The organism is Cohnella zeiphila, assembly GCF_014212055.1.
In the GTDB taxonomy this organism is placed as follows: domain Bacteria; phylum Bacillota; class Bacilli; order Paenibacillales; family Paenibacillaceae; genus Cohnella; species Cohnella zeiphila.
This window is the reverse complement of record NZ_JACJVO010000009.1, coordinates 196,219-212,775: the sequence shown is the minus strand read 5'-3', so window position 1 is coordinate 212,775 and position 16,557 is coordinate 196,219. Positions and strand designations below refer to the sequence as shown.

14 protein-coding genes and 1 pseudogene are annotated in these 16,557 nt (G+C 50.8%); 3 read left to right on the top strand and 12 right to left on the bottom strand.

From position 1 onward, the window contains the following. Positions 1 to 14 precede the first annotated feature (14 nt). From H7C18_RS08195 to H7C18_RS08185, 3 genes are all read right to left on the bottom strand, one after another. Positions 15 to 1,601 carry an extracellular solute-binding protein gene (locus H7C18_RS08195; protein WP_185128536.1) on the bottom strand — a complete coding sequence of 529 codons (1,587 nt, stop codon included), beginning with the start codon at positions 1,599 to 1,601 and terminating at the stop codon, positions 15 to 17. A 127-nt stretch (positions 1,602 to 1,728) separates the two neighbouring features. Further along, complete coding sequence (locus H7C18_RS08190; protein ID WP_185128535.1) at positions 1,729 to 2,616, bottom strand: carbohydrate ABC transporter permease; 888 nt, start codon at positions 2,614 to 2,616, stop codon at positions 1,729 to 1,731. A 15-nt stretch (positions 2,617 to 2,631) separates the two neighbouring features. Continuing rightward, entirely contained in the window at positions 2,632 to 3,552 is a 921-nt protein-coding gene (locus H7C18_RS08185) for an ABC transporter permease (protein WP_337913231.1), read from the bottom strand. Between the two features lie 319 nt (positions 3,553 to 3,871). Between H7C18_RS08185 and H7C18_RS08180 the strand changes: the two genes are divergently transcribed. The 3 genes from H7C18_RS08180 to H7C18_RS08170 all read left to right on the top strand — a co-directional run bounded on the left by H7C18_RS08180 (position 3,872) and on the right by H7C18_RS08170 (position 6,836). Then, a complete protein-coding gene (locus tag H7C18_RS08180) occupies positions 3,872 to 4,822 on the top strand; it encodes an N-acetylglucosamine kinase (RefSeq protein ID WP_185128534.1) in 951 nt (316 codons plus the stop codon). 54 nt (positions 4,823 to 4,876) lie between these two features. After that, positions 4,877 to 5,596: an SIS domain-containing protein gene (locus H7C18_RS08175; RefSeq protein ID WP_337913230.1), complete on the top strand. Its 720-nt coding sequence runs from the start codon at positions 4,877 to 4,879 to the stop codon at positions 5,594 to 5,596. Positions 5,597 to 6,059: 463 nt separating this feature from the next. Continuing rightward, positions 6,060 to 6,836: a hypothetical protein gene (locus tag H7C18_RS08170; protein WP_185128532.1), complete on the top strand. Its 777-nt coding sequence runs from the start codon at positions 6,060 to 6,062 to the stop codon at positions 6,834 to 6,836. A 97-nt stretch (positions 6,837 to 6,933) separates the two neighbouring features. Here the strand turns inward: H7C18_RS08170 and H7C18_RS35975 are convergent, their stop codons facing one another. From H7C18_RS35975 to H7C18_RS08130, 9 genes and pseudogenes are all read right to left on the bottom strand, one after another. Beyond that, a complete protein-coding gene (locus tag H7C18_RS35975) occupies positions 6,934 to 7,359 on the bottom strand; it encodes an IS3 family transposase (protein WP_185128531.1) in 426 nt (141 codons plus the stop codon). A gap of 35 nt (positions 7,360 to 7,394) precedes the next feature. Then, a pseudogene (locus H7C18_RS35970) lies at positions 7,395 to 7,652 on the bottom strand (IS3 family transposase); the annotation flags it as partial. Positions 7,653 to 7,835: 183 nt separating this feature from the next. Next, positions 7,836 to 9,572, bottom strand: a complete 1,737-nt coding sequence (locus H7C18_RS08160; protein ID WP_185128530.1) for a DUF4838 domain-containing protein — start codon at positions 9,570 to 9,572, stop codon at positions 7,836 to 7,838. A gap of 27 nt (positions 9,573 to 9,599) precedes the next feature. Beyond that, positions 9,600 to 11,861, bottom strand: coding sequence for a ligand-binding sensor domain-containing protein (locus H7C18_RS08155; protein ID WP_185128529.1), 2,262 nt, complete (start codon positions 11,859 to 11,861; stop codon positions 9,600 to 9,602). A gap of 63 nt (positions 11,862 to 11,924) precedes the next feature. Beyond that, positions 11,925 to 12,320: a sensory rhodopsin transducer gene (locus H7C18_RS08150; protein WP_185128528.1), complete on the bottom strand. Its 396-nt coding sequence runs from the start codon at positions 12,318 to 12,320 to the stop codon at positions 11,925 to 11,927. A gap of 25 nt (positions 12,321 to 12,345) precedes the next feature. After that, the gene (locus H7C18_RS08145) at positions 12,346 to 13,542 is read right to left on the bottom strand and encodes a M24 family metallopeptidase (RefSeq protein WP_185128527.1); all 1,197 of its coding nucleotides are present in this window, start codon (positions 13,540 to 13,542) and stop codon (positions 12,346 to 12,348) included. A gap of 26 nt (positions 13,543 to 13,568) precedes the next feature. After that, a complete protein-coding gene (locus H7C18_RS08140) occupies positions 13,569 to 14,249 on the bottom strand; it encodes a PIG-L deacetylase family protein (protein WP_185128526.1) in 681 nt (226 codons plus the stop codon). A 19-nt stretch (positions 14,250 to 14,268) separates the two neighbouring features. Then, entirely contained in the window at positions 14,269 to 15,390 is a 1,122-nt protein-coding gene (locus tag H7C18_RS08135; protein ID WP_185128525.1) for a hypothetical protein, read from the bottom strand. Positions 15,391 to 15,409: 19 nt separating this feature from the next. Beyond that, complete coding sequence (locus tag H7C18_RS08130) at positions 15,410 to 16,549, bottom strand: hypothetical protein (RefSeq protein WP_185128524.1); 1,140 nt, start codon at positions 16,547 to 16,549, stop codon at positions 15,410 to 15,412. Positions 16,550 to 16,557: the final 8 nt, after the last annotated feature.

The following is a 16,557-nucleotide window of genomic DNA, read 5'->3' as shown; positions in this document are numbered from 1 at the left end:
TTTCTCTGGTTAGTTTATTGCGCTGCCTTCCAACGGTCATAGGCTTGTTGATAGATTTTTACGAAATGGTCAACCTTCATCTTCTTTAGTATATTCACGTAATTATCCCATTCGTTCATTGAAGTTTCTCCGGTGACGAACTTGGCTTCCATCTGCTTCACGTAGATTCGGATATCCGCAGACAAGACGTTCAATTCTTGCTGCTCCTCGTTCGTAAAGTAAACCTGAGGAAATCCGATTTGTGCGAACGGCTTCAGCTTTTCGTTGGTTTCCGAAGTGATATGGAAGTTCATCGGGTTGGTTTTCTCTTCGAAAGCAGACATTCTGGCGAAATGCTCGCGGAAATCTTTGGGAGTCACTTCTCCCGGGTCAGGAGAGATCGAACCACGCCACATCTGGACGTCCATCCCTTCCGGAATGTTATATTTAATTCCTCCGCCTTCCGCCTCGTACCAATGAACGCCTTCGATTCCTTCGGAAAGTAGCACAGTTCCTTCCTGCGAATACAAATAATCGACCCACCGGATCGTAGCTTCTGGGTACGGATCGGAAGACGAAATGGCAAATGTCCCTCTGATGATCGTCGGTGTTTTGAGTTGCAACTTCTTGTCGTTTAAAGAAGAGGTAAGCGGCGGGAGCACGTCATAATCGAAATTCCTCTCATTTCCGACTACAAGGAATGCTCCGGCAGTTGCAAGTGAGCCGTATCTGCCTTCATTTCCTTTTGCGACCCATTGCTGACTGGTTTGAGAGAATGTCTCCGCATCCAGCAGTCCTTCCGAATATAGCCTGTTCATAAATTCCAAATACGCTTTGTATCTTGGATCGGTAGGAGCAAAAAAGGCTGTATCGTTCTCCACTCCGACCTCGGCTCCATACTGGCCATTCAATAAACCAAAAGCGGCTAAAATCGTATGTTTTACTTCATCTACACCTCCAACATCCGTAATCGGGATTTCATCCGCTTTCCCGTTCCCGTTCGGATCGCCGTTTTTGATCGCTACCAAGGCATTATAGAATTCCTCGACGGTGGTCGGCATTTGCAATCCTAATCGATCAAGCCAAGTCGTATTAATCCATATTTTGGGATAATTTAGATATGTTTCCGTTAATTGAGGCAGCGCATAAATATGGTCGTCCGTAGCGGTTATCGAACTCTTGATGACGGGATCCTGAAGAAGTGCCGACAGATTCGGCGCATACTTCTCGATTAACCCTTCCAATGGAATAATGATGCCTTGGCTGCCATAATTCACTTCATCCTCCGCTGAAAGCTGCGCCGCAAAGAAAATATCAGGAAGCTCTCCGCTGGCCACGAGCAAATTCTTTTTCTCCATGAAAGCATCGCCTGATGGCGGGGTGTCAAATTCAAAGCTAATGTTCGTCTTCTCCTCCATCGCTTTGAAGAAGTCCATTGTTGCCCAATCGGAGTGAACCATATTCTTGGGTCCAAAAAGCTTCAACGTGATCTTGTCTTTTACGATGGGATAGCCTTCCTCATTGAAATTCGAATCTTCCGCTTTCTCTTCCCCATTGGAGGTCTGTTGTTTCTCCCCTTCACTCGTACACGCGCTGAACAAAAGGACTGTAACAAGCAGCATGAATGGTAAGAATCTCCGAATTCGCTTCGGCATGTAGACCATTTCCCCTTTTCAAATAGGTATCTAAGCTTCTTGACTAACCGCATGGATCAAGTATTTTGGCGCGCGCCCCCTTCGCGCTCCCTTCTTAACTTTTCAATGAGCCGATGAACACCCCCTTGATAAAGAAACGCTGTAGAAAGGGATATGCGATGAGCATGGGGAGACTCGCGACGATCATCACCGCATATTTGACGATTTCGGCTATACGGGCTTGCTCCGCAAGAACCAAGGGATCCTTCACTGACGATAACATGCTGCTCATCTGATTTAAAATCAGTATTTTTCGAAGAACCAATTGCAGTGGATACAGATTTTCGTTAGACAGATACAACAATGCCGTAAAATATTCATTCCAGTGTCCAACCCCATAGAACAAACCCATCACTGCTATGATTGGAGCGGATAAAGGTAGCACGATCCGCAAAAATACGCCGAAAACGGAACATCCGTCTATCTCGGCCGCTTCCTCCAGCTCTTGCGGGATCGTGTTGCGAAAAAACGTCATGGTCACGATAATATACCAAACGGCGGCTGCTTGGGGAATCATGATCGCCCATATCGTGTTGACCATATGCAGTTGTTTGACGACCAAGTAGCTGGGAATGATCCCTCCCTGAAAAAACATCGTGAACAATAGCAGCATCATCACGACTTTTCCGCCAATCAGCTTTTTCTTCGAAAGCGCGTAAGCACAAGGAAGCGTTACGAGAAGGTTAATCGCCGTTCCCAACAGGGTGTAAACGATCGTGTTCCGGTACCCGGTCCATATCTCCGCACTTTGGAGAACCCTCTTGTATCCCTCCCAGGAAACGCCGATCGGCCACAGCCACATCCTGCCGGAGTTCACGGCGATCGGATCGCTGATCGAGGCGCTTATAATATAGAGCAGCGGATAACAGACGATCGCGAGCAAAAACAAAATAAAGATCATATTACTGATGTTGAATGCTTTATCTGCCGTGATTTCTCTCATTCTCTTCCCCTCCTCTTACCATAGGCTCGTATCATTGAGTCTCCTTGCGATTTGGTTAAAAGTGACAAGCAACATAATGTTTACGGCGGAGTTGAACAGTCCTACCGCAGAAGCAAAGCTGTATTGGGCATCTTGGATACCCGCCCGATAAACATAGGTTTGAATGACGTCGGAAGAATCCATGTTCATCGCATTTTGCAACAGGATGATCTTTTCAAATCCAAGACTTATGAAGCTTCCCATATTCAAAATAAACAAAATGACAATCACGGGTAATATCCCGGGCACATTAATATAAAAAATACGTTTGAACCGCGATGCGCCGTCGACCATCGCCGCTTCATGTAATTCGGGGTTAATCCCGGCTAAGGCCGCCAGATAAATAATCGCACCCCAGCCGAAATTCTGCCATTCGCCGGATATTACATAGACCGATTTGAACCATGCGGGATCCGTCATGAATGGGATGGCACCGCCGCCAATCGCTTCAATGAGTTTATTGACAATCCCGCTGAATGGGCTGAGGAAAGAGATGATCATGCCGGAAATGACAACTGTCGAAATGAAATGGGGAGCATAAGTAATCGTTTGAACCCATTTCTTAAAAAAATCATTTCTCAGTTCATTGATTGAAAGAGCCACTAGGATAGACGCCGGAAAAAACGCCAATTGGTACAAACTGATAAAAACCGTATTTTTGATTAATGTCCAGAAGTAGTAGGAGTTAAAAAAACGTTCAAAATGCGCAAAGCCCACCCAAGGACTATCCCAGACCCCTTTCGAAGGCAAAAAGTTTTTAAATGCAATCTGCACGCCATACATCGGATAATAGTGAAATATCAGAAAGTAAATCAATGCCGGCGCAAGAAGCACATAATAGGGCCATTGTTTCATCCACCTCTTTGAAGCAACACTCGCTCTTTGCTTGTTTTGAATGAGTAGCACGGCTGCAACAAACCCTTCATTTGAAATTTCTTTTCGCTTGCGATTAAGTATAGATACCGCTCGGCCGGGAGGTAAATATGTATCTTCTCCGTGATATGTCAAAGCTCCAATCTCTTGGTTCTAGGATAAGGACGCTATAATTCGCATCAAATATGTCTTCCCCGTCGGATATGTCATTTCGGGACTGGATTGACATTCGAAAGACAATAATCTAAAATTTATTATGAATCGAAATATAATGAAAGATTATATGCTATAAATATTTATATTTCTTTTGGATTGAACGTGGAAGTGGGGGGATTGATCGAACATGTCGTACTATTTAAGCGTGGACGGCGGCGGCACGAAAGTCGCGGCTATACTTTTCGACGAGGATTTTAAATGTCTCAGCACCGGCAAAGGCGGCTCCGCTAACATCTTGTTCGATTCTTCGAATGTGATTGAAGATCATATTTCGGCGTGCCTTGATCAAATCTTTACAGGTAAAGTTGAACTCGTCATCGATGTTTTGCATCTAAACATACTTGGTCCCGCCGAATTATTCCTCAAAGCATTGCGCAAACGGGCGAAACTGCAGCATTTGAACATCATCTGCGAAGGTCAAATGGGACTGCTCGCCGGGACTCAACGCCTGAACGGGATCGTAGCCGTGGCGGGAACCGGATCGTGCGTATACGGATACGAAGGATCGCAGGAGGCAAGCATAGGCGGTTGGGGCAGTCTTATCGGCGATGAAGGCAGCGGCTTCCATGTGGGGAAGGAGGGCATCATGGCGGCCATCCGTGCCTATGAATACTGGGGTCCGTCCACATTATTGCAGCCTATGATCATGGAAGCTTGGGGGTTGAACTCGATGACCGAGCTGGTTAGCCGCATATACGGAACAGCCTGGAGATCCATCGTCTCATCCGCGGCGCCAGTCGTGTCCCAAGCCGCGCTGGCCGGTGATGAGACGGCGATTCGTATATTCAAGCAGGCCGGAGAGAAGTTGGCGTTGCAAACGATTGCCCTAATCGCAAAGGATTCACTCCCCCCCAATTTGCCTATCACGATAGCGGGCAGCGTATGGAAGGGACACCCTTCGATGTATGAACGTTTCCGTGAAGTGATCGCTGACAGTTACCCTGAAGCTCTTGTCGTAAAACCAATATTCGAGCCGGTCGTCGGCGGCGTTATACGACAGGCTGTTTCGGATCGGGGAGAGTTACAGCCATCTCTTCTCAATCGTCTCAGAAACGAGTACGCTGCTTTTTTATACTAACGTCTGAAGCCATATCGTATACTGGGAGGAATCTGATTCAATGCAGTTCGAACGATATTTCAACGAGGTTGTCCGCGTGTTGGAAGAGGTGCGAACCAGCCGGAAGCGATGACGGACGTCGCGCGGCTGTTCGCCGATACCATCCGGGACGGCGGCACAATCTTTATTACCGGATGCAGCCATTCCAGCATATTCGCCCAGGAAGTGTTCTACAGAGCAGGCGGGCTCATGCTGATCAATCCGATTTTTCTGCCAGGCATGACGTTGGAGAATCCGCCACCGACCCGAACCTCAAAATACGAAAGGATATCGGGCATCGCAGAATCCGTTTTGTCCGAGAGTGCGATTCGTGCAGGAGATATCCTGGTTATCGCTTCCATATCCGGCCGTAATATTGTGCCTATCGAGATGGCAATCTGGGCGCGGGAACATGGAGTGCGCGTCGTAGCGCTAACGTCGAGCCGCTACTCTGGGACGGTACCGAGCCGCCATGCAAGCGGCAAACGGTTGTTCGAACTGGCAGACATTATTCTCGATGTCTTGTCGCCGCCTGGAGATGCGGTACTGGATATTGCGGGATTGACTGTGCGGACAGCCCCTACTTCCACTGTCATCGGCATAGCCATTCTGCACAGCGTTATTGCGCAAGCAATTGAGATACTGATCGAATATGGTCTGACGCCTCCGGTATTCATGTCCGCTAATCTGGATGGCGGAGATGCGCACAACGCTCAGATTCTCGAACAGTACAAGGATAGGATTCACTATATGTAAGCGAGTAGTATACGGCGGTCTATGTCTATGTGGCATTCCGTAAAGAGTTGAATCGCCCCGTTCTAAGGCTTTCTCTTTGGGTATCCCACAGAAATGAGCCTTTTTACCTTGTTCTCCGGACAAGGATTCGAAGAACAGTTCCATCCTATTTTTAAGATACCCTGTCCCGTATCGCCGGGATGTCGAGCGTACTCTTCTATTAGCGCGTAAATCCCTATACAAAAGCCGAAATTTCCTATTATCTGCCCACTGTTCCGTTGCTAGATTAAAAAGTAATTACAATTAGTGGGTTCGACCAAAATGGCACAAAAGGGAGAGAGTTAGATTGGGCGTTATGACTGGAGCCTTGAGCATTGCAGCGCCCCTGCCAGTGCATTGAAGCGTCGAACAGGATTTTGGCCGAAATTGTGGAAAATCAAAGTTCTCGGTACGTCACACACAATTAAAGTGAGGATATTGAAAAATGAAAAAGGTTCGAGACTGCCTGTGGGTTTGGGGACATCCGGAGGATTCCTTATACGATTGGATTGGCATTCCCAACAAATACGTCACACCGGTCGAGAGTATGCGAGAACTTGGTGCGACCAACATATTCTTTGTACCATTCGGCCACCCGTTTGATATAATCCGCTACAGTAAAGACACGAAGGGCATGGCCAAAATTGGGCTCTCTGTGGAGAACTGGGGGGATTTGGGTTCAAATCACTTGGAGAAAACACTGTCCCTGGCGCCTTTATTTCCGCAAATCGATCGCGTCGTGTACGACGATTTCTTTGGCGAAGGAGAATCGTCGTATATCCGGTTTTCCGCTTCTTATCCCATTGAAGAATTGATCTCCGAACGGGAAAGAATTCACAAAGCTGGACTGGAAATGTGGGTCGTGTATTACCAGTCACAGCTGAACATGACTGTACAGCCTCACATGGACGTATTCGACGGCGTATCGTTCTGGTTCTGGAATGAACCGACCCCGGAGCAATATCGGGAGTACTCGCAAATGTTCTTGGCAAATACCGTTGGCAAGAAACGGCTGATTGGCTGTTATCTGTACAATTTCGGTCTGAAACAGCCGGCATTGCCCGAGTGTGTCGAGTACCAGTTAGATGCCAATCTAGAATTGCTTAAAAGTGGCGAGATTGAAGGCATCGTACTGCACAACAACGTAATCAGCGGTTGCAATCATCCCGCCTATGAAGCAGCGTGCAAGTGGGTGGAAACTCACGGAGACAAGATCGTCTGACTTGCAGTAAGACAGACTGCAAAAGGTTTTATTGCGTCTCGCAGCGGCGCTACGGACGAGCTTATAGGGGTTGGAATATGATACCGGATGCGGAATTTCAGGCACGCGTACGAAATGTGCAAGCACTCATGACACCTCCGTAAGGAAGATACGTAATATCGGTGACCAGCTTTTGTAAAGGCCGGTCCGCATGAAATTGCCGCTTCAGCAAGTGTTCCGCTATCTGCGCAAGTTGTCCCGAATGCTTCCGCTTCTTCACCTTCACCCGGCATTGCCAACTATGCCGTTGCATGATCCGTTGTACGCGTTTGTGATTGACGGTCTCCTGGCGCCGTAACTGCACGGTAATCTTTCGGTACCCATAGCGAAAGCGGTGCTTCTGGCACAGCTCCTGGACGCGTGAGACAAGCGCATCCGGCTTTGTCGGTAGTCCTTGCTTCTTCCAGCGATAGTATGTCGAGCGCGGCAACCCGATCCATGCACAGGCTTGCTGTACTGTAGTTATGGTCTGAATACTCTCCATCCATGGGATTACGGTTTAAGGCGACAGCTCCTCTCTACTCCTTGAATTTTTTTTAGCACTTCGATCTGCTGCCTAAGAAATTGGTTCTCCGCACGCAGCCCCTCCATCTCCGATTTGAACCCCGGACCTTTACCATAGCTATACTGTTTGCCATCAGGCTGTTCTAGACGGTGCATATCTCTGTTACGATACCAGCATAACCACGTCTTCAATTGCGTCTTATTCCGGATGCCGAGCTCATTCATTACTACGCGTACGGGAACACCCGCCAATCTCATTTCAATTGCCTTCATTTTGATCTCAACTGGGTAACTGACTCTTGTTGTCAACAGAAAAACACCTCCAAAGTTGTCCCTAACATCTTACGATGATCAGGGATTCTCTTGAAGGTGTTTTGATTTGTCTCACTTAATGGGGTCAGTCCCGGAGTTTGCTTTGCGGCGTTTTTGGTTGAACGATTCCCGTTTAGCCGGTTTTTACAAGGAACCGTGCTTAAAAACCGTACCTTCTTCCATGAACATCCGCGATTTTTGCAAGGGACGGCCTTCCCAGATCTCCTCGATACCGGCCGCCTGCACGTCGCGGAAAAACTGATCCACCATCGCTTTACGATTCAAAGTATAGGTGGGCATTTGCGATAATTGAACATAACGTATCGGCAGTCTCGCCAATTGCACCCTATTCAAGATTTGTTCGTCGTCGGCTAACCGTTCGGCTTCGTCGAACAGTTCGGCTGCGGCTGCGACAAGATCCGCGGGCAGAAAATCGCTCGTCGGCGGATCATAAATTCCCATATGAATATGCTCTGCTCTTACTTTCGTATGGATCAAATCGAAATAGGCGCGAATCGGCGGCGCTGCTTTGCCATAGAACGCCTTCATGAATTCGTTCACGGCTTGATCGACGTCGTAGTCCGGATTCCAAAGCAGCTTGGCGATCACATAGGTGCGCAACTCTTGGAATTCCCCGCCTTTCATGGGATTGCCCTGCTCGAAAATCCCTTTGACGTTATGGCGAATAAAGAAACGAATGTTATCCTTCAGAACGCCGAAATTCGGGAAAGGCATTACGTAGTTCGAAAAGTTGGTCACGTAGTCCCAAATGTGCAGTCGATCCGATATTTTCCCCCAAGCCTTCAAGTCGCTGGCGAACGACGAATCCGAACCGGTCCTGTTTCTGAACGACATGGCCACTTCGCATGTTTCCAGCGGATGGGCGAAACAGCATTCAATGCTGCACAGCCGCACGATCACATTGTGCCGCGGCCGGACGCTGCGCGGCGGTTTGCGGGTATATTGGTACGCAAGCGTCTCGATCGCGACTTCCGGGTAATCCGTCTCGATAGCTTCGGCAACTTTATTGACGAAAGCGATCAGCGTGCCGCTGTGGCTGCCTTCGGCTTCGTCGATTGCGCGGCAGTTCGCACACCGGCACGGGTTGTACCAATCGTTCTGCGAGACGGATACGGCATTTATCCCAGGATGTTCTTCAATGTAGTCGCGTATGCGTTCAATCATGATCTTCAGCACTTCTTCATTGGTCAGGCATAATTGTGGTCTGTCGGCAATGCGAGCGCCGTTGACCTCGGAGAAATATTCGGGATGCGTATCGAAGTATTTCTCCACCGGAACGAACATATTGAACGTATGCACCCAGCGTCCGGTAAAGTCCATTTTGCCGCCATGATGCGAGGTCAGCCGGGCAAAGTTGCCGTTCATCTTGTTGTAAGCCGACCAATTCCCGTCGAAGGACATATAAGAAAACGAGTCTCGATATTCCAAAGTCGGAATTTGGCAAATATCGAGCGGCTCGAGTTCGATAGTGGCATTCTCCGGGATGCGAGTCACGCCAGGCGCAAACCAGCGGCATCCGAGCCAATCTTCCAGGAACGTATATACCGCATACAAAGTGCCGCGAACGTTGCTCCCTGCAAGCACGAGACTGTCCTCCGTGCTGCGGATGATAAATCCTTCGTTACCGAGCTGCTGCAGATCGACGGAAATGCCTTTGCTTGCGGTGTGCTCATTGGCCCCGACGATCAGTTCATGCGCCCCCGCCGGCATCCGGTCGCTCAAGACCGGCAGCCTTACGCCGGTCATTTTGCGAATATAACGCTGCAGTTCTTTGCCCGCATGAATCTCCGAAGCCGAAGCGTGCCTGCCGACAACGATTCTCCAATCGGATTGCCCTTGATGAACGATTCGATGCTTCACTTGCATCCCTCCATAACTTCAGGAATGTTAACCTGCGGTTATCGTATTTTGGTAACGGACAATCGCACCATATGTTTCACCTGAAGCAACACACAGCACATCGTGTTGTTCGTCGTATGCCAGACACGAAATCTCATGAATGTTGGCCCATTCGGTATCTTGCCGTGCCAGGTCCGGGGTAATCTTGACAACGCGCGGTCTTCCAAGATCGATGAATCCAGTGTCCCGCGAGAAGACAAACACATGTCCGGCATCCCGAGGACCGCCATAAATGCCCGCGATGCTTCCGGATCGGAAAGGAATGAAGCCGTGCAACCCGCCGCTCGCATATAGACGGCCGTATACCCTGCGCTGCGACAGGGTCCCGTCCAGAGTCATCAGCATTCCGTCTTGCGTTCCCAGCACAATCCCGACGTCTTCGAGCACCACACCGCCGGTAATCGTCGCCCGGTACGCACGGCCGCGGATCGATGCGGACCGCACGGCAAGCCGCTCTCCCTGATGGGTGACGTAATCGTACACCAAGATTTCATCATCGCGTCCGGACAACAGCAGTCTGCGATCGTCCAGCGGCACGAGCTGCGCGTTTGGATCCGCCAGTCGTACATAATCCAGCTTGCGCACTCGACCTGTGATCACTTCGCATGCATAAAGCATGCCCGTACCGTCGCTGGCGATCAACGTTCGTTCCATCTCCCCGTCTCCGCTTGGCATCGCCGCGTGCAGTCGAACCAGCCGGATGCTTTCGGGAAGCAAGACACGATGATCGCACGTTCGCTTGTCCGGATCGTAAAGCAGAATCACCTGATCGCTCGTCAGGATCGCCGTGATTTGATCATTCAGCTCCAGACACGATAACGGCCCGCCGTGATGATGAAGCGTGGAAATCCCCTCCGGTTCACTGCTGTGGCCGTCCGCTTCCGCGAGCACAACCTTTTGTTTGCCGCTGATGCTGTACAGCCGCCCCTTTTTCATGAAGACGTGTCGTACTGCCGTGTCACGCCAGGGAAGATGCTGATGCAGCGGCAGAACGCACGTTTTCTCAGCCAGAATATGCATATAGGCCGCCTCGCCCACGCCTTCCAGATCCGGTCCGATATAAGGCCGAATCGGCGCCGGCTTCGCGTCGTCCGTCATCGCTTCAAGGCGGGCGACATCGACTGACAATATATAAGGAGAGAACTCGCCGCACACGTCCACCATGTGCAACCATCCGTCGTCGTCGAACACCATCTCGCAAATATATTGCGAGTCCTTGCCGTTCGGCGAAACAATCCCGAGATTTTCCGGCTTTCCGCCGTTCAGAATGTCCCAACGGACGAGCCGCACCGGACAGTATTCGTCGAAAGTTTTCAAGCCGTAATAAAGGACGAAGTTGCGGTCTGCGGCCAACCCTCCGATCAAATAGGATTGGGCCGGCACATCGTCGGGCAAATGGATTGGGCCGTGGGAAACAGCTTCCGACGTTTCCGGGTTGAACTCTATGATTTCTCCATCCACATTGGCTACAAGAAGCAGCGTATTGCGCGGCGAATGTAGCGCGAAAATGAACTGCCTGCGGCCTTGAGTACCGTGAGGAGAGGTGAAACGGAAATCGAGCGACTCGAGCTCATCTGTCTCCGGATCGTATCGCCACATGCCGCCAGTATATGACCCGCTGTAGATTCTTCCCTTGCGATCCTTCACAAGCCGGCAAGAGGAAAATTCCGACACCTTTCCGTAATCCCGAACTTCGTTCGTTTCCAGGTCGATTCGGTAGAAATGTCCGCGCATATAACCGAGAAAATAATAATATCGCGGGTCGTTGCCCAGCAGACCGCCATAAATGCTCTCCCTTGGCAACGGAACGCCCCGGTTCTCCACCTGTTTCGTGTTCGGATCAACGATCATCAGGACCGAACCGGGAAACCCTTCCCATGGATGTTCGTAATTCTGTTCGAACATCCATTGCTTGTGTGCCGGCGCGGGTGCCGTATTGTGGGTAGCCATGATCAGCCGACCATCCGGAAGAAAATCGATGCTCGTATGGATTTTGCTGTGCGGCATCTGCTCCGGGTCTCGGATCCAGGTTTCCTCCAAGTTTGCAATCATCCGTAATTCCTGCGTTTTCGGATCGTACTCATATAGAAAGGCTGTCAGGGACAGGTCGTTCTCTCCGCATAGGCTGAGATAGAATCTCCCATCGGGAGACTGTACAAAGTCCCATACGGAATTATGGCCCATCTCGTTCGGCAATTGCACAAACCGAGTATGTTGTTCAGGGATTGCGGCAAGCAACCCGGGTTTCATATCGCTCTCTCCTCGATACACGATTGACAATATTATTCTCGGCGATGATGCAGACCGCTTTGGTCATTCGCCGTACCCCATAACTCCTATATACGCCAGATTCGATTGGGTCGTGTCCATTCGGCCGAATTGCACAATAACCGGTACATCGCTGCGCAAACGGAGCGCATATTGCTCATGGCGCTGCAGACATTGATTGCCTATATCGGCCGGATTATCCATGCGTAAACAACGCACCTTCTTTGCAGGCACGGTTATTTCGATATTCTCCCATGGTTCTTTTTCCTCGAAGTAAATATCCATGTAAATCCGGGCATTCTGAGACTGGGTGTTGAGAATAATCACCGCTTCATGACCGACGTAGTTCGCATGCTCTTCGATTCCTCTTCTCGGTATCCAGCCGTCAGCGATGTACCACGTTTTTTTACCTCCAGTCATAGAAAACACCTCCGCTTCCATTTTTGCAATTCTCTCTTCTCCCCAACTACTCTATCGAGATACTGCCCGTTTCCTTCCATTGTCTGCACAGATCCCGGACCAATGCGGACATCGGTTCATATCCGTCTTCCGTGATGACGAACCCTTCCTCGATGCGGTTGGAACCTCCCGGATGGCCGAACAGGCTAATATCCGTGTTAACCGTCATCATGGCGGCGAACGTGCCTTCCGATTGCTCATCCGGATACGGAGACTCCGCCTCCGCGACGCCACATCCGTGCATCGGAGGGTACAGGTCGAACCGATCGACGCTCAGCTCCCGGAAATACCCTTTCACCGCCCGCACAGGCGCCGCCAACGGTGCTCCTGTTTTCAGACAAGCCAAGGCGCGTTCGTTGGCTTCAATCAACTGATTGATCAACTCTCGCTGTGCCGGTGCCATCGTCCCCACCACGAACGGGAAATTGGCCGTAGCGATATATCCTTCATATTGCACAGCCAAGGCGGCCATGACCATATCCCCGTCTTCAATCACCTTATTTGTCGCCCGACCGATGATCGTGCCGACGCGCGCACCGCTCGATACGAGACAGAAGACGATGTTCTCCGCTCCTTCGGCGTAGGCGGCTTCATGCGCAGCCGCTGCCAGTTGCAGTTCGGTTCTCCCGACTGCGGCGACCTTCAGAAGTGCCCGGTATCCGGCGTCGGCAATTCTCGCCGCTTCCTTGAGACACGCCACCTCGTTCTCGCTTTTGGTCAGCCGCGCACGGAACAGCATCGAATTGGCATCAAGCAGCTCGCAATCCGGCAAGCTATTGCGCAGCGTTTCGAGCACATAGTGGGACATGGCATCCATGCCGACTATGCCAATTCGCCGGACCGCCTGCCTGATCTTCAGCTCCTTGAACACGTCCCGGAAGCTAGAATAATTCGCCTGCGGATATGCGATGACATCCGGCACCGTTACGCAGGCGAAATCGGGAATGAGACGAATATCTTGCCAAGCGCTCATCTCGCGGCACACCTCTTCCCCCTCGGGCGCCGCAAGAAGGATCGGTTCTCCTGTCAACGGTAAGAGCAGCGCGCCTCTCTCGAAGATCGGCCAGTAATTGCTGACATAACGCAAGTTTTCCCTACGGTATTCGTCCCCATATACAAAGCAGACATCCAACCCTTCCGCCTTCATGCTCTCCCGGATTCTCTCTATTCTTGATGCAAACTCCGTTTTCGGAATATGAATCATTGACATTCTCCCCTAACACTGTGGATTTACCGGATAATCTCCGGGCGATGAATATTTTTGACGAATGCTTCGGCATACCGGAGTCCGGCCTGCGAACCCCTCATGAGCGCACGGCCTTCGATTTGCTGCAGCGCCCCGGACACAACATCGCATTGGGAAGCGTAAGCTCGCATCGCGTTCATCTTTTCCTCGAACGTGTCGGTAATGTCCACGATATGCGACACTTCAGATAACAGGTCGATGACTTCGAAATGGTACAGCGCTCGCGCCTTCCACGGCTCTCCCAGATCGAGGGAGCACGTCCACCCCGCCTGCCAGAAGGCGTCGCTTACGACCGAAGCGACATGTTTATGCGTGTTGTATTCCCTCCAGTAGTGCGTGAAGACAATGTCCGGGCGATATGTCCGAATGGCACTCAAACAAATCTTGTAAGTCGTCTCATCGGCGGGGATCGCAAAGTCGTTATATTTGTATGTTTCGTAATGTCGGATGCCCAGCAATTGCTGGACAGCTTCACGCTCTTTCCTTCGGATTTCCACGATGCGGTCCTTTTCTTCCAATGTTCTGTAACCTTCGTTGCCGTTGGCAAACATGACGACATTGACTTCGGTTCCCTGATTCGTCAGCTTCTTGATCGTGCCACCCAGTCCCAGCACTTCGTCGTCCGGATGGGCGCAGATGACGAGCGCTCTCTTGATATTCAACATCTATATTCCGCCTCCATGTTCATCGTTTGCCGTATAATCTCGCGTACAATTCTCTGGCATCCAGACAGTCCTGGTCGCTGACGCTGTTCCATCTGAGCCCGAGTCGAGGGTCAGGGTTGCCCATGCCCAGATAGCCTTCCAGCTCCAAATCCTCGCAATGCTCATAAAATTGCGGGATCGATTCGCGGTCGCCGCGGATCGCCCCGATCGTCGCATCCCCGATATAGCATACCGAATGCCCGGCATCCTTCCATTGTTTCAACAGATCCTTACCGACCAGTTTCCTCTGGTCCTGAATCTGCTTGGTGCCTGGACGGAACGTCCAATAATGCCATGGCAACAGCCACCAATGCATACGGTCTTTGATGACGTCGGGATAGATGAACGCTTCGTACTCGTACAGGTGGTAAACGATGCCGACCTTCCCACGAAAGTTCATTTCCTTTAATACAGCATCGGCGGCATCCATATTTCGGGCGTAGTAGTATTTCAGCATTTCCCGTACTTCCCTGGACCAGAGCACGCCAAGAGGCACATCTAGGATACGGCAATACGCCAAGGTCTCGTCGTCGTAGCTGACCTGATCTAGCGGCGGTTTCCCTTGGGCTTCCGCCCAGCGTTTATACGGTCCGCTCACGTCGCCGGCATGATCGAGCCCTTCGAATTCCAGGAACAAGTAGTCAAGACCGGGGAACAGCTTCAGATGTTCCCGGATGATCGCAGCCAGCCGCGTCGGATAGTCCTCATGGGTAAAGTCCGCCACTTTCACCGGTTCTGCAGTCCCTCCTCCCGGGACGTCCCACTGGCCTATCTCCATGCCGTCTCCCCATTCCGGCTGTTCGAAGATCATTAATTGCATCATCGCCCCCACCGAACACCCTTGCTTATGCAGATGATCAATGATCGCGTTTCCCCACTGATTGTCCGTCTTGACGTTAGACGCTTTCGGATGGTTATGCATGAACGGCAGGTTGGATTTGATACCGTTGGTAATCCATTTGGTGTAAAAAGTAAAGTGATTATAATCGACGTCCCGTTTCAGTTCGTCCAGCTGCGTAAGAACGGTCGGCAGGTCCTGCTTCCAGAACGTCGTCAGATTGTCCCGGGTCGGTACCCAATGATCCATAAATCCTTTAAACAATGCTTACACCTCCGAAATGTTATCCATCTTGCCGAAGATCGACCGAAGTACCGTACAGCCGGGCGTACAACTGCCTGGCGTCCGTGCAGTCCTGGTCGGTCACGTTCAGCCACCTCAAGCCAAGCTGCGGATCGGGATTGCCCATGCCGAGGTAGCCCGCCAGCCCGATTGCTTCGCATTCGTTGAAGTAATCGACCAACGTCTCGCGGTCTTTGTTTACCGCCCCCATCGTCACATCCCCGATGTAGCAGACCTGGTAACCCGCTTCCTTCCATTCCTTCAAGTGCTGCTTTCCCGTCAGCTTTCTCTCTGCAAGCACGCTTTCGCTGCCGGGATGAAATGTCCAGTAATGCCATGGCAGCAGCCACCAATGCTTCCTATCCTCAAGCAGTTCGGGATAGATGAACGCTTCATATTGATAAAGATGATAGACGATGCCGACCGTGCCTTCGTAATTCATCGTTCTCAATACCGCATCGACAACCTCCAGATTTCTTCCGTAGTAGTGTTTCAGCATTTCCCTGCCTTCGACCGACCAGGTCACATCTAGCGGAATGTCCAACTTTCGGCAATAATCCGTCGTTTGCTTGTCATATGACACATGCTCCATCATGGGTTTACCATTGGCTGCCGCCCATGCGCCGTACACCCTGTTAACGTCCCCGGAATTCACTCCTTCGAACTCCAGGAACAGATAATCCAGATCAGGGAATACGTTCAGGTGCTCCTTCAGCACTTCCGCAACGCGGGTCGTGTAATCCGGATGCGTGAAGTCCGCGACCTTAAACGGAAGCGCGATCTCCGCAACCGGGTTATCCCATTCGCCCATCGATAAACTGTCTTCCCAATACGGCTGCTCGTAGGTTACCAATTGCAGCATGGCGCCAACCGAACTGCCTTGCCGATGCAGGTGATCGATAATGTCGCGCCCCCACTGGTTATCCGTCCGTACATTCGACGCGTCGGAATGATTGTACAAGTAAGGCAGGTTCGACTTGAGGCCGTTCGAATACCACTTGGTATAGAATGTGAAATGATTGTAGTCGACGTCACGCTTTAGATCATCAAGTTGTTTAAGCACCGTGGGCAAATCCTGTTTCCAGAACGTTGAGATTTGCGCCTTGGTCGGCACCCAATGATCCATGAATCCTTTCAGCATAGGCTACT